The sequence below is a fragment of the Desulfoscipio geothermicus DSM 3669 genome (genome assembly GCF_900115975.1).
Classification (GTDB): Bacteria; Bacillota; Desulfotomaculia; order Desulfotomaculales; family Desulfallaceae; genus Desulfoscipio; species Desulfoscipio geothermicus.
The window spans coordinates 24,395-37,858 of record NZ_FOYM01000009.1 but is presented as its reverse complement, the minus strand read 5'-3'; the positions used below and the strand labels follow the sequence as shown (position 1 = coordinate 37,858).

Sequence of the window (13,464 nt, the reverse complement as noted above, 5' to 3'; positions counted from 1 at the left end):
CCCCGCAAGTGATGTATCGGAGCGTCGGTAACGGGACTTGGTGAAGCTGAGGCTGCCGAATTGGCGGGACGAATCGCGCAGGAACCACTGGCATGGCTTGCAAAGAGAAAGCTATTGTAAATAAATGATTCAGAATAACTACCCGTACTGCGCAATATGTAGGACCGCCAAATTCGGCCCGAAGCGAACCTTAGTCCCGTCGACGCGATAACGTGTAGTTGAACGCAGCGGGGAACAACCCGACCTGCACGTAAAAGGGGGACAGGCACCATTTTCAAAAAACGAAAAAGGAGCCAGTCCCCTTTTATTGATGGTGCCGCGATAGCGGCATGAAAGTCTGTCCCCCTTTTATCGGAGCCAGTCCCCTTTTACGATGACAGTTTTATGTTGACCAATTCTGTCAATAGCAGTATACTGTTTTATGCAGTATGCTGCTATTTTAATGTGGAAAGGAGTTAACTCTTTGGCGGCCAAATTGAGAAAAGGGAAAAATTACCGTCATTTGCCCGCGTTTTTACTTTTATTTTTAGCGGAAAACCCCGCGCACGGAGGCGCTTTATTGACATTGCTGCAAAAGCGTTTACCCACGCCGCATGTGGACAGCGGTGCGGTTTATCGAGCACTGCAGGACCTGGAAAAAAAAGGTGCTGTGGATTTCCGGTGGGATACGAAAGACCCGGGTCCCGCAAAAAAAATTTACACAATTACCGCCAAGGGGTGGGATATGCTGGCTGATTTTGAAGCTGATATCGTCATGCGCGTCAAGAATTTAACCTTTTTCCTTGAAACATACCGCTCTTTAAAAACAACTGAGTTTTCTTGAACTGAGTTGCTTGAATAGAGTTTACTTGAACTGAGCCGAATTTAAAAAACAGAATTGGAGGAAGTCAGATGAAAAAAAACGGACTGAGATTAATAACTTTAACTGTATTATCCGTTGCCCATTTGGTTAATGACATGTATAACAATTTTTTACCTCAACTATTGCCCTTTTTGGTTGCTGCAGCGGGTTTTTCAGTGGTAAAAGCCAGTTCACTCGTTTCAGCTTTTACCATTACTTCATCACTGGTACAGCCATTATTTGGTTATTTGGTCGACCAAAAGAACCAGCGCTGGCTGGTCTTTGCGGGCACAATATGGATGGCAGGGGTTTTAAGCTTGACAGGGTTAACCATCAACTACTGGCTTTTATTGGTAATGGCGACGTTGGCCGGTTTGGGTACAGCTGCCTTTCACCCTCAGGCTTCAGCCATGATATCATCGGTTAGCGGTAATCGCAAAGGCCTTATAATGTCGGCCTTTGTGGCTTCGGGGAACGTTGGTTGGGCTGTGGCGCCGGTGATTTTAATTCCTCTTTTTACATATTACGGTACCAAAGGAACCATTATTATGGTTGTTCCGGGTGTTCTTGCGGCATTCTTTCTTTATATATTTGCGCCCAGGAGTAATAGTCCCAATGTACCCAAGAAGAGTTTGAGCAAGATAATTGTTTCAATGAAACCCGCAATGGGGGAATTAAGTAAATTAATGGCCGTGGTAGCCCTGCGTTCACTGGCGTATACCGGCTTAATAACTATGCTGCCTCTGTATTTTAAAGCTGAGAAAGTAGACGCCGGTAAAACCAGCGCCCTGTTGTTCCTAATGCTTTTTGCAGGAGCCATTGGCGGGCTGATCGGTGGTTTTGTTTCGGATAAGTACGGTCGGAGGCCTTTAATCATCGGCTCCCTTGCTTTAGCTACTCCTTTCTTTTACGGGTTTATATCCACCGGTGGCATATTAAGTTATGTATTTCTCGGCCTGGGTGGCGCTGCTTTACTGGCATCATTCTCAGTGACCGTGGTGGCCGCCCAGGAAGCCATACCGGATAACAAAGCCATGGCTGCCGGTTTAAGTATGGGGTTTGCCATTGGCATGGGGGGGCTTGCAGTTACTTTAATTGGTAAAATTGCCGATATTTATGGTTTATTTTTGTCCATCAACCTATTGTTTTTGTTGCCCTTTATTGCCGCCCTTATTGCGCTGTATTTAAAGAAAGATTCGACCGGTAAACAGCTGGGCTGTGAAACAGCACGTTAAAGATGTTCAGCATCGTATTCATTCCACAACTGTGGCATAATTTAACTTGTAGGCACCGGCTGTTAATACTGCAATCAAAACGGAGGTATCGTATCTTATGAACAAATATAAACTGCTGGCCTTGGACCTGGATGACACGTTGCTGGATAAAAACTTGCGCTTGCCGGAAAGCTCCCGCCGGGCCGTGGAACTGGCGCGGCAGGCCGGGGTGCGGGTAACCCTGGCCACCGGGCGGATGTTTCGCTCGGCGCTGCCTTACGCCCGGGAACTGGCGGTGGAGGATTACCTGATCACTTACCAGGGGGCCCTGGTGAAACACGCCGTGACAGGGGAAGTTTTATTGCACCGCCCGGTGCCCCTTGAACCGGCCCTGGAAGTGATTGACAAGGTAAACCGTTATGGCTATCATATCAATATTTACCTGGATGACAACCTGTACGTGGCGAAACATACTAAGGAAAGCGAACTGTATACCAGAATTTCGCGCATTCCCATGGAAGAGGTGGGTGATTTGATTGCCTTTCTGCGGGAGCGGCGGCAGGCGCCCACCAAGGTGCTGGTGGTGGCCCGGGAAGAATTGTTGGATGAGCTGGCCGCAGAGGTGAAGCCTGTTTTCGGTGACCGGCTGCATATTACCAAGTCCAAACCCCACTTCCTGGAGTTTTCCCACCCGCAGGGCAACAAGGGCGACGCCCTGGCGGCCATCGCCGGGCATTACGGCGTGGAGTGGGAAGAGGTCATAGCCGTGGGGGACAGCTATAATGACATAGAAATGATTGAATTTGCCGGGCTGGGCGTGGCGGTGGGCAACGCCCGGGCGGAAATCAGGGACCGGGCTGATTTTGTCTGCCGCTCCAACGAGGAGTGCGGGGTGGCCGAAGTGGTGGAAAAATTTATCCTGGGGTGATGATTGGCATGCAGGACCTGGTGGCGGGCGTGGACCTGGGCGGCACCAAAATTCTCACGGTGCTGGCCGACCGGGAGGGGAAGCTGCTGGCGCGGGTGAAGGTGCCCACTGAAGCTGCCCTGGGGCAGGGGCACGTGATAGATAAAATTGTGGAATCGGTGCAAACAGCGCTGCGGGAGGCCGGGGCGCCGGCCGACTCCGTCAGGGCCGTGGGCATGGGCGCCCCGGGGCCGCTGGACCCGTCGAGGGGGTGGCTGCACTTTGCGCCCAACCTGGGGTGGCGGGACGTTCACCTGGGCGAAATGCTGGGCAGCCGGCTGGGCCTGCCCGTTTACCTGGACAACGATGCCAACCTGGCCGCCCTTGGCGAATACGTTTACGGCGCGGGTCGGGACACCGGCGACATGGTTTACATAACAGTGAGCACCGGCGTGGGCGGCGGGCTCATCTTGGGCGGGCGGATTTATCACGGCGCCGGCGGTGGAGCGGGGGAAATAGGGCATATTACCGTGGCCGCAGACGGCCCGCCGTGCGGGTGCGGCAATACGGGGTGCCTGGAGGCGGTGGCTTCGGGGACCGCCCTGGCCCGGCGGGCCGCGGCCCTGGTGGAGGACGGGCGCGGCGCGGGCATACTGGCCGCCGCCGGGGGCGATACGGGGCGGGTTACGGCCCGGACGGTGGTGCAGGCCGCGCTGGCAGGCGACCCCGAGGCGCTGGTAATCGTGCGGGACGCCGGCCGGTATCTGGGTATTGCGCTGGCGGGGCTGGTTAATCTGCTGAATCCGGCGGCGGTGGTGCTGGGGGGTGGGGTTATCCAGGGAGATGCCCCCCTATGGGAAGCCATGCTGGAAGAGGTGCACCGGCGCTCCCTGGAGTCGTCCCGGCAGGCGGTGCGCATTGTGCGGGCCGGCCTGGGCGGCGATGCCGGGGTGATGGGTGCCGTGGCGCTGGCCATCGAGCGGGCCGGCGGCGAACTCGGCCGGCCTTGAACTGCGCCCCGTATTTCAACTTTCAACACCGGTACCCGGCACCTCTTTCAACACTTGGTAGCTATTCCAATTTGAATATCCGGCGTTCCTGGTTGTACTGTTCCACCGCCTGCTCGTATTCCGCGCGCCGGTGGCTGTAATCCTGCCGGCCCATCAGGGAGTAGGTGATGTTTTTGCCTTCCTCCACTCCGGGCTGGTCAAAGGGGTTGATGTTCCACAGCCCGGCGGTATAGACCGTCAGGGCTTCGTAAAAGTAAAACAGGGCGCCCAGGGTGTCGGCGGAAATGTCCTTCAGAGTAACGCGGTAGCAGGGCCGGTCGGCCTTGACCAGGCTCATCTCCGTGGACAGCTGCTCGATGTGCAGTTGCTCGCCCATGGTATGGCCGGCAAAGTAGGCGTACTCTTTTTCGGTGGAAAATTCATTGGGGATTATGACATCCTCGGGCATGTTGTTGACGCGCACAAAGCCGAAGACCTTGTCGCCGGGTCCTTCCTTGAAGAGCTGCAGGATGGAGTGCTGGTCCGTGGCCCCCAGGGAGGTGAGCGGCGTGGTGCCTGCGTTGACCACGTCCCCGTCCAGGGATAATCTTTTCCCCAGGCTCTCGGCCCACAACTGCACGAACCACAGGCCGAATTCCGACAAAAAGCTGCTGTAGTTGAACAGCACGTGAATGGATTTGCCCTTCCGGGCCAGTTCATACAGGCAGGTGCCCAGGGCGAACAGGGCGTTTTCCGGCGGCGGGCTGTCGATAATGGATTGATGGGCCAGCGCTGCGCCTTCCAGCAGTTGCCGGGCGTCGATGCCCGCCACCTCGGCCGGCAGGAACCCCACCGGCGATAAAACGGAATACCGCCCCCCCAGGTTGCGGGGAATATGCAGCAGGTGGCACCCCAGGTCCCGGGCGATGCGGTTGATGCCGTTTTCCCCCGGGTCGCAGATAATCACGATATCCTTTACATTGCCGCCCGCTTCCTTGTATTTGTTGTAAAAGTAGATGAATTGCGCCGCTGTTTCCGGGGTGGAACCGGACTTGCTGGTATAGACAAGGGCGGTTTTGCGCATGTCCGCCAGCTCATCCACTTTGCGCACCAGGGCCGGGTCGATGTTGTCCAGGATAAACAGGCGCGGCCGGCCGTGTTTTTCCAGGTTGTAAAAAGGCCCTTTGAGAAACTGTAAAACGGTCCTGGCACCCAGCGCCGAGCCGCCGATGCCCAGGAGCAGGACATTGGCATATTTTTCCGACAGCTCCCGCGCCAGTGACCGGATGCGGGGAATATTTTCTTCTTCGGCAAATGACAGGGTGATGGGGGACTGCTTTTCTTTCAGTGTGGATTGGAATTCCATAAAGGCTTCGCCGTATTCGGCGGCAAAGTTTTCAAACGCAGCCAGCGGGACAAAGCCGGTCCGTTCTTCCCGGCTCAGCAGGTGGCCGATGTCCACATTGATTATTTCGTTCATGAAATCACATCCTTACATCATTTATTTAAATTTGCTTTAAAGCATTTTTCCACGGTCAGGTGAGCCAAAGTTATTATAGCCTTTATTTACCAACGATATGAATTATTTTACCACTTTTGCGTAAATTATTTGAAAAAGTTGTTATAAATTATATACGGATTATTGGCAGGAGTTGCAAATTAATTATTGAAAAATAAGGAGCAATCAGACGATGGAACTTTTTGCGGATTGGCATACGCATACCAATTACAGCGACGGGCGTGCCACCGCCGAGGAAATGGTGGCTGCGGCGGCCCGGCGCGGGCTGGCGCAGGTGGCCCTGACCGACCACGGTCCCCGGGCTATGTTTATCGGTGTCAGGGATGCCGGGGTTTACCGGGAATTAAAAAAACAAGCGGCCCCGCTGAGCGAAAAATACGGGGTACAGGTGCTGGTGGGCGCCGAGGCCAATGTAATCAGCCTCGACGGGGAAATAGACCTGCCCCCGGAAATCATCAAGGAACTGGACATACTGATTGCCGGCCTGCATCCCCAGGTGTGGTGCCGGCCATGGTGGAAAACCCTGAACTGGATACTGCCCAACCGGCTGGGCAAATCTATCTACCAATTGCGCGAAATGATGCGTAGGGACAATACCCGGGCACTGGTGGCGGCGGTGCACAGGAATCCGTTGACCTTTGTCGGCCACCCCGATCTGGTGATGGCGGTGGACCTGGACGAGGTGGCCCGGGCCTGCGCCGTCGCCGGGTGCGCCATGGAAATAAACACGGGTCACCATTACGACCGGGACGGGGTGGTGCAGGCGGCATTGCGCCGGGGGGCGTCCCTGGTGGTGAACAGCGACGCTCATTTCCCCGGCAGCGTTGGCGATCTGGCCGCGGGCGCCGCCCTGCTGGACAAGTACCGGGTGCCGCCGGAACGGGTGCTGAACGCCCGGCGGGCGCCGGGAAACAGGCCGGATTTCCCTTTTAACGAAACCGACGCCCCGGGGAATTATGTGTTTCTGCATTGAACAGTAAAGGAATACCGTCACCCGTGGTGAATCTATAACACGTGCTTTATTTGATACTGCATTAGTATTTGAAAGAGGTGGGTAACTTGCCCGCAAACATGGTGATCGTTACCGGTCTTTCCGGGGCCGGGAAAACGCAAGCGCTGCGCATTCTGGAGGACCTGGGTTATTTTTGCGTGGACAACCTGCCGCCGACATTGATTCCAAAATTTGCTGAGCTCTGTGCACAATCGGCCCGGCGCATTAATAATATAGCATTAGTGGTGGATATCCGCGGCGGTGAGTTTTTCCGGGCTTTGACCGACGTAATGGATGAGTTGGAGCAGCGGAAAGTGGAATTCGAGGTATTGTTTTTGGAAGCGTCGGATGAAGTGCTGGTGCGGCGTTACAAGGAATCGCGCCGGCGTCATCCCCTGGGCACGCACGGCGAGGTATTGCGCAATATCCGGGAAGAACGGGCGCTCCTGGAGGAATTAAGGGGGCGGGCCGGCAAGATAGTGGATACTTCTAATTTCAAACCGCAGCAGCTCAGGGATAAGCTGGTGGAGCTTTTCGGCGCCGACAAGGAAGTATCCCAGCTGCTGGTCACCGTGGTTTCCTTCGGGTTCAAATATGGCATTCCCCTGGACAGCGATCTGGTAATAGATGTGCGTTTTTTGCCCAACCCGCATTATGACCCCGTAATGCGCCCGCTTACGGGTGAAGACCCGGCGGTGCGGGATTTTGTGTTCAACTCGCCGGTAACCCGTGAATTCATGGCCAAGTTCACCGACTTGATCAAGTTTCTTATTCCCTGTTATATAAAAGAAGGCAAGACTACGTTGATGATCGCCATCGGGTGCACCGGCGGCATGCATCGCTCGGTGGCCCTGGCCAACCGGCTGGGGGAAATCTTAAATGAGATGGATTACCGGGTAACGGTGCATCACCGGGATATCGGCCGGGTGGGCTAGCTTTTTGGTGGTCGGTGGTTGGTGGTTGGTAAAAAATATTCAGTTTGGAAGCTGTTACCCTGTTGGGGGGTGTTATTTTGATCAAGTGGTTTTACCCGGGCATGCATATTAAACGCTGGTTCTTTTTGGCCCTGCTGGGGGTGCTGGTGACCGTTGCCGGCGCGTTGATGACGGTGGCTTCCGTTTACCCGGACGTGCTGAAGCTGCCGGCGGTTTGGTACGGCCCGGCAGCCGGCGGGCGCAGCCTGTGGGTGCCCGGCGCAGCGTGCATGGCGGGCGGGGTTACCCTGCTGGTGTTTGGTATGTGCAGGGTTTTTCGTTCGGTGATCAACGCCGTTATGCCCGGGGAAAATAACCTGGTGGATATTATTTATTCGCGGCGCTACCTGGAAAAGGGGCCCCGGGTGGTGGTTATCGGCGGCGGAACGGGTATACCGGTTTTATTGCGCGGGCTCAAGGAGTATACCGGCAATTTGACGGCCATTGTTACGGTGGCCGACGACGGCGGCAGTTCGGGACGGTTGCGGGGGGACCTGGGGATCCTGCCCCCCGGCGATGTGCGCAACTGCCTGGTGGCGCTGGCCGACCGCGAACCTCTGATGGAAGAACTGCTGCAGTATCGTTTCCCCACGGGGGAACTCCGGGGGCATAACATGGGGAATCTCCTGCTGGCCGCCCTGTGCGGCATCACCGGCGGCTTTGACCGGGCGGTGCGAAACTTCAGCCGGGTGCTGGCGGTGCGGGGACAGGTGCTGCCGGCCACCCTGGCGGACGTGAAATTGTGCGCGGTAATGGAAGACGGTTCGGTGGTACGCGGGGAATCGCATATTCCCGCCTGCGGCAAAAGAATCAAGCGGGTTTTCCTGGACCCGGGAAACTGCTTTCCCACTGAGGAAGCGCTGCTGGCCATCCGGGAGGCCGACGCCATCATCATGGGGCCGGGCAGCTTGTATACCAGCATTTTGCCCAACCTGCTGGTGCAGGATATTCCGGAGGCCATCGCCCGGTCCCAAGCGGCTAAAATATACGTTTGCAACGTCATGACTCAGCCCGGTGAAACGGACGGTTATACAGCTTCCGATCATTTGCGGGCCTTGACCGACCATGCCGGTCAAATAGTTGATTATATGGTTGTGAACACGGAGAGCATTCCCGCTCGGCTGGTGGGCCGGTATCGCCGGGAGGGCGCTGTGCCTGTGGAGGCTGACCTGGAGGCTGTCCGGGAAATGGGAGTGATTTCCGTTACCGGCAAACTGGTGCAACAGGGGGAAGTGGTAAGGCATCATCCCGACCGGCTGGCCCGCTTGCTGATCCGGCTCATCAGCGACGACCGCCGGCACCCGGAGCGGGTGGTGTTTTTGAATAATTACCTGCGGGAAAGGCAGGATCGAAGCAGCCCCAACAGCGCGGTGCCGGGTAGTAAATAAAAGTGTTTTTATGCTCTGGAATTTTTATAAGTACCAGGGCTTTTTTTTGTTGTTAAGCCGGGCAAAAAAGGGGGACAGACTTTCATGTCGCTGTTGCGACACCATCAGTAAAAGGGGACAGGCACCATTTTCGTTTTTTGAAAATGGTGCCTGTCCCCTTTTACTGTGCCTGTTCCCTTTTTTGCCGGTGCCATGCCATTATCTACAGCGTATTTTTCATTTCGGGGGCGGGTACCACTACATTAGAAGTGATTTTAGCCGGCATTTTTACATTATGCAGCAATAATTTTCAGGGAGGTGGGAGTTTTGTTTGACAGGGAAGTATCGCCGGCCGGTTGGATTACGCTGACCCTGACATCTATAGCTTTAACCGTTCCGTTTATTTTTATTATGAAAAACATGGCTGATTCACTGCACACCATAGCGGAACACAAAACAAGAATAAGCCGGATAAAAAAGTACGGTATGTAAAACAGGCGCGCCGGTAAATCACCCGGCGCTTTTTTTTAAAATAAGAAAAACATACGCAAAAAAGGGAGTGGTTCAGGTAAAAGGGGGATAGACAGGCAAAAAAGGGGACAGGCACTTTTTTCAAAAAGCGAAAAAAGAGCCAGTCCCCTTTTATGGTGCTCTTTTTTATTTTTTTACAGAGGAAAATAATTAACAATATTGAATATTTAAGCAATTGGTCTTTTAATTTGATTAAATTAAATATAAGGGGGGGGATAAGTGCATATAGTGATAATCGGGAACAGCGCGGCCGGGCTGGCTGCGGCCCGCACTGTGCGCAAGGTGGCCGCCGGGGCCCAAATCACCGTCATTTCCGACGAACCCGGGCCGGCTTACGCGCGCTGTCTGATTCCGGAGGTGCTGGCCGGGTCCAGGGACTTGCCCGGGATTGGTTACGTGGGGGCGGACTTTTACCGGCAGTACGGGATAGAGCTGTTGGCGGGGCAGACGGTAACTTCGCTGGATGTGGAGAAACGTGAACTTACCACGGCAAACGGCCGCTCTATCGGTTATGACCGCCTGTTGCTGGCCACCGGGGCTTCGCCGGTGGCACCGGATTGGCCCGGGGCGGATTTACCCGGTGTTTTCACCCTGCGCAAAGCCGACCAGGCCGCTGCGGCGGGCCGGTGGGCGCGGGACTGCGCCTCGGCGGTGGTGGCGGGCGGGGGCCTGGTTAGCCTGAAAGCTGCCTACGCCCTGAAAGAACGCGGCTTGCCCGAGGTTACGGTAGTGGTAAAAAGTCCGCATGTGCTGATTAAACAATTGGATGCACAAAGCGCGGCATTGGTGGAAAAGGAGTTGGCCAAAACCGGTATAAAGTTTGTTTATGGCGTTGAGCCGGTGGCTGCGGTTAAGGGGCCGCAAGGCGCCGTGCAGGCCGTGGAACTGGCGGACGGGCGCCGGCTGCCCGCCGGGTTGGTAATGGTGGGCAAGGGGGTGCGGCCTAATGTGGAACTGGCCCGCCGGGCCGGCGGCAGGGTGGACAAAGGCATAGTGGTCGATGACAACCTGGCCACTTCGCTGCCCGGGGTGTACGCCGCCGGGGACTGTATTGAAGTAACGGATATGCTGACCGGGGATAAAACGACTTCCGGCCTGTGGACGCTGGCGGTGGAACAGGGCCGCTGCGCCGGGTACAATCTGGCCGGCCTGCCCGGAAGCTACCCACCGCCCCTGACCCGCCTCAACGCCGCCCAGTTCGGCGCGCTGCCCTTTATATCGGCGGGTGATGTGCGGGGCGGCGATGAAACGGCCGTGTATCAAGACGGCGGGGTGTATCGCAAGGTTTGCTTCAGGGATGGCCGGCTGGTTGGTTTTATTATGGTGGGCAAGGTGGACCGGGCCGGGGTTTATACCGCTTTAATTAAGCAGGCCCGGCATATTGCGGGGCGATTGAAAGACAAGGTGGCGGGCGGTACGGTAACCGGGGCCGACATCGTGTATTCCCGGACCGTGCCGGTACGGTAAAAGAGTTACCCAGTAGTTTTAATGAGGTTTGCAGCCATAACAAAATTTCACAAGGAGGGTGATGAGGTGCAGGAAGTGCTGGTCGATAAAGAACGCTGCCTGGGCTGTCGTTCCTGTGAACTGGCCTGTGCCGTGGCTCATTCGGCAAGTAAAACGCTGCTTGGGGCAGTGGGCGAGGCAAAAAAGCCGTTAAAAAGAATTTTTGTGCATCAAACCGAAGCCGGTAAAATACCCCTGAACTGCCGCCATTGTGCAGAAGCCCCCTGCATTGACGCCTGTATCGCCGGGGCCATGCACCGCACGGCCGAAGGGGTGGTGACCAATACCGGCGGGCCGGCGGAATGTACGGGCTGCTGGATGTGTGTCATGGTTTGCCCGTACGGGGTTATTCGCAGCGAAATCGCGCAGCGATTAGCCGTCAAGTGCGACCGGGAATGCCTGGACGAGGCGGGTGAACCGGCCTGTGTGCGGGCCTGCCAGACCCGGGCGCTTAAATATGTTGAGGTGGATGATTTCAGCCGGGAAAAAAGGGAGCGTTTTTTGATTTCATTAAAGTCTTAAGCAAATCTTAAGCGAAGGTGCGGCCGGGTAAAAATTCGGGGCTCCAAGCCTTGACGCGGCGGTCCGCGTCAATGAAGATGCGCCGGTGAAGAGTTGTGTTTTTTTTGGTTGAAAGGAGGAATTAAAATGGTTGAAAAGAGCATAGATCAGGCCACTCTTAAGATGTTGAAAAAAGCCCAAAGGGATGGTATAGAAACTGTTTGGGACCGGCTGGCGGCCCAGGAACCCCAGTGCGGTTTCGGGCAGCTGGGTATTTGCTGCCGTAACTGCAACATGGGCCCCTGCCGTATCGACCCCTTCGGGGACGGCCCGTCACAAGGAGTGTGCGGGGCAGGCGCGGATACGATCGTGGCCCGCAACCTGGTGCGCGCCATTGCCGCCGGGGCGGCGGCGCATTCCGACCACGGCCGGGGGATTGCTTCCACGCTTCTGGCCTCGGCCGGCGGCGACACCGCCGATTACCCGGTGCGGGACGAGGCCAAGTTGCAAGCCCTGGCCGCCGAATACGGCATTGCCGTGGAAGGGCGGGCAACGGCGGAAATTGCCCGGGATTTGGCCAATGCGGTATTGGAGGAGTTCGGTACCAGGAAAGGCGCCCTGCAATTTATCAACCGGGCGCCTGAACAAAGAAGGGCGGTATGGGATAAGCTGGGCATCACTCCCCGGGGCATCGACCGCGAAGTGGTGGAGAGCATGCACCGCACCCATATGGGGGTGGATAACGATCCCGTCAGCTTGATTTTGCAGGGCATGCGCACGGCTTTAAGCGACGGCTGGGGCGGTTCAATTGTCGCAACGGAACTTTCGGATGTTTTGTTCGGCACTCCCAGGCCCGTTAAAGGCTCCAGTAACCTGGGTGTTTTAAAGGAGGATCAGGTTAATATCATCTTGCACGGGCACGAGCCAACCCTTTCGGATATTATCGTGCACGCCGCCAGGGACCCGGAACTGCTGCAGGAAGCCCGGGCGAGGGGGGCGGCGGGGATCAACGTATGCGGCATGTGCTGCACCGGCAACGAAATATTAATGCGGCACGGCGTGCCCGTGGCCGGGAATTTCCTGCAGCAGGAATTGGCCATAGTGACCGGCGCCGTGGAAGCCATGATCGTGGATATCCAGTGCGTCATGCCCGCCCTGCCCCAGGTGGCCGGGTGCTACCACACCAAGATAATTTCCACATCGCCGAAAGCTAAGTTTCCGGGGGCCGAGCATATTGCCTTCGATGAGCACAATGCCATGGAGACGGCCAAAAAGATCGTCCGGATCGCCGTGGAGAATTACTCCAACCGCCGGGCGGAAAAGGTAAACATCCCCGCGGATCAAATGGAGTATATGGCGGGTTTTAGCGTGGAGGCTATTCTGGAGGCTCTGGGCGGCTCCCTCAACCCGTTGATCGACGCCGTTAAATCCGGGGCGGTCAAGGGAATCGTGGGTGTGGTGGGGTGTAACAACCCAAAATACATCCAGGATAACAGCCACCTGGTTTTTGTGCGCGAGCTTATTAAAAACGATATCCTGGTGGTGGGCACGGGCTGTGCGGCCATCGCCTGCGCCAAGGCCGGTCTTTTGCTGCCCGCGGCGGCGGAACAGGCCGGGGATGGCTTGCGGGGCGTTTGCACCGGTCTGGGCATCCCGCCGGTCCTTCATATGGGTTCCTGCGTGGATATCAGTCGGATTATGACGGTGGCGGCGGCCATGGCCAATGCCCTGGGGGTGGATATAGCCGACCTGCCCCTGGCCGGGGCGGCGCCCGAGTGGATGTCCGAAAAGGCTGTCTCCATCGGCACCTATGTGGTCAGCTCGGGTATTTTTACCATTTTGGGCACGGTTCCCCCGGTGCTGGGCAGCCAAAACGTGGCCGAACTTTTAACCGGCGGTGCCGAAAAGGTGGTAGGCGCGGTCTTTGCCGTGGAGGAAAACCCGGCGGCGGCCGCCAAACTGGCCATCGATCACATTGCCGCAAAAAGAAAAGCGCTGGGGTTATAGCAAATAAGCATTTTATTTAGATGGTATGTTTGTTATAGAGAGAAAAAAGGACAGGCAAAAAAGGGGACTGGCTCCATTTTCGTTTTTTGAAAATGGTGCCTGTCCCCCTTTTACGTG

12 protein-coding genes are annotated in these 13,464 nt (G+C 56.2%); 11 read left to right on the top strand and 1 reads right to left on the bottom strand.

The features are described 5' to 3' along the window. Positions 1–442 precede the first annotated feature (442 nt). The 4 genes from BM299_RS06930 (at position 443) to BM299_RS06915 (ending at position 3,972) form a co-directional block, all read left to right on the top strand. Positions 443–823, top strand: a complete 381-nt coding sequence (locus BM299_RS06930; protein WP_092482817.1) for a PadR family transcriptional regulator — start codon at positions 443–445, stop codon at positions 821–823. Positions 824–891: 68 nt separating this feature from the next. Further along, on the top strand, positions 892–2,076 hold the full coding sequence (locus BM299_RS06925) for an MFS transporter (RefSeq protein WP_092482741.1): 1,185 nt from the start codon (positions 892–894) through the stop codon (positions 2,074–2,076). Between the two features lie 97 nt (positions 2,077–2,173). Continuing rightward, positions 2,174–2,983, top strand: coding sequence for a Cof-type HAD-IIB family hydrolase (locus BM299_RS06920; protein ID WP_092482740.1), 810 nt, complete (start codon positions 2,174–2,176; stop codon positions 2,981–2,983). 8 nt (positions 2,984–2,991) lie between these two features. Further along, positions 2,992–3,972, top strand: coding sequence for an ROK family protein (locus BM299_RS06915; RefSeq protein ID WP_092482816.1), 981 nt, complete (start codon positions 2,992–2,994; stop codon positions 3,970–3,972). 61 nt (positions 3,973–4,033) lie between these two features. Here BM299_RS06915 and BM299_RS06910 read toward each other — a convergent pair whose 3' ends face one another. Continuing rightward, a complete protein-coding gene (locus tag BM299_RS06910; RefSeq protein ID WP_092482739.1) occupies positions 4,034–5,431 on the bottom strand; it encodes a phosphoglucose isomerase-related protein in 1,398 nt (465 codons plus the stop codon). Between the two features lie 211 nt (positions 5,432–5,642). On the opposite strand from BM299_RS06910, the gene BM299_RS06905 reads away from it, so the two are divergent. The 7 genes from BM299_RS06905 (at position 5,643) to cooS (ending at position 13,347) form a co-directional block, all read left to right on the top strand. Further along, positions 5,643–6,443: a PHP domain-containing protein gene (locus BM299_RS06905; protein WP_092482738.1), complete on the top strand. Its 801-nt coding sequence runs from the start codon at positions 5,643–5,645 to the stop codon at positions 6,441–6,443. Positions 6,444–6,541: 98 nt separating this feature from the next. Beyond that, the gene (rapZ, locus tag BM299_RS06900; protein ID WP_092482815.1) at positions 6,542–7,396 is read left to right on the top strand and encodes an RNase adapter RapZ; all 855 of its coding nucleotides are present in this window, start codon (positions 6,542–6,544) and stop codon (positions 7,394–7,396) included. Between the two features lie 101 nt (positions 7,397–7,497). Continuing rightward, positions 7,498–8,823 carry a gluconeogenesis morphogenetic factor MgfK gene (locus BM299_RS06895; RefSeq protein ID WP_092482814.1) on the top strand — a complete coding sequence of 442 codons (1,326 nt, stop codon included), beginning with the start codon at positions 7,498–7,500 and terminating at the stop codon, positions 8,821–8,823. 306 nt (positions 8,824–9,129) lie between these two features. Beyond that, positions 9,130–9,294 (top strand): hypothetical protein, encoded by a 165-nt coding sequence (locus tag BM299_RS19260; protein ID WP_165608216.1) that lies wholly within the window; start codon positions 9,130–9,132, stop codon positions 9,292–9,294. A 258-nt stretch (positions 9,295–9,552) separates the two neighbouring features. After that, positions 9,553–10,800 (top strand): NAD(P)/FAD-dependent oxidoreductase, encoded by a 1,248-nt coding sequence (locus BM299_RS06890; protein ID WP_092482737.1) that lies wholly within the window; start codon positions 9,553–9,555, stop codon positions 10,798–10,800. Positions 10,801–10,866: 66 nt separating this feature from the next. Then, positions 10,867–11,361: a 4Fe-4S dicluster domain-containing protein gene (locus BM299_RS06885; protein ID WP_165608215.1), complete on the top strand. Its 495-nt coding sequence runs from the start codon at positions 10,867–10,869 to the stop codon at positions 11,359–11,361. 126 nt (positions 11,362–11,487) lie between these two features. Then, the gene (gene cooS, locus BM299_RS06880; RefSeq protein WP_092482735.1) at positions 11,488–13,347 is read left to right on the top strand and encodes an anaerobic carbon-monoxide dehydrogenase catalytic subunit; all 1,860 of its coding nucleotides are present in this window, start codon (positions 11,488–11,490) and stop codon (positions 13,345–13,347) included. Positions 13,348–13,464: the final 117 nt, after the last annotated feature.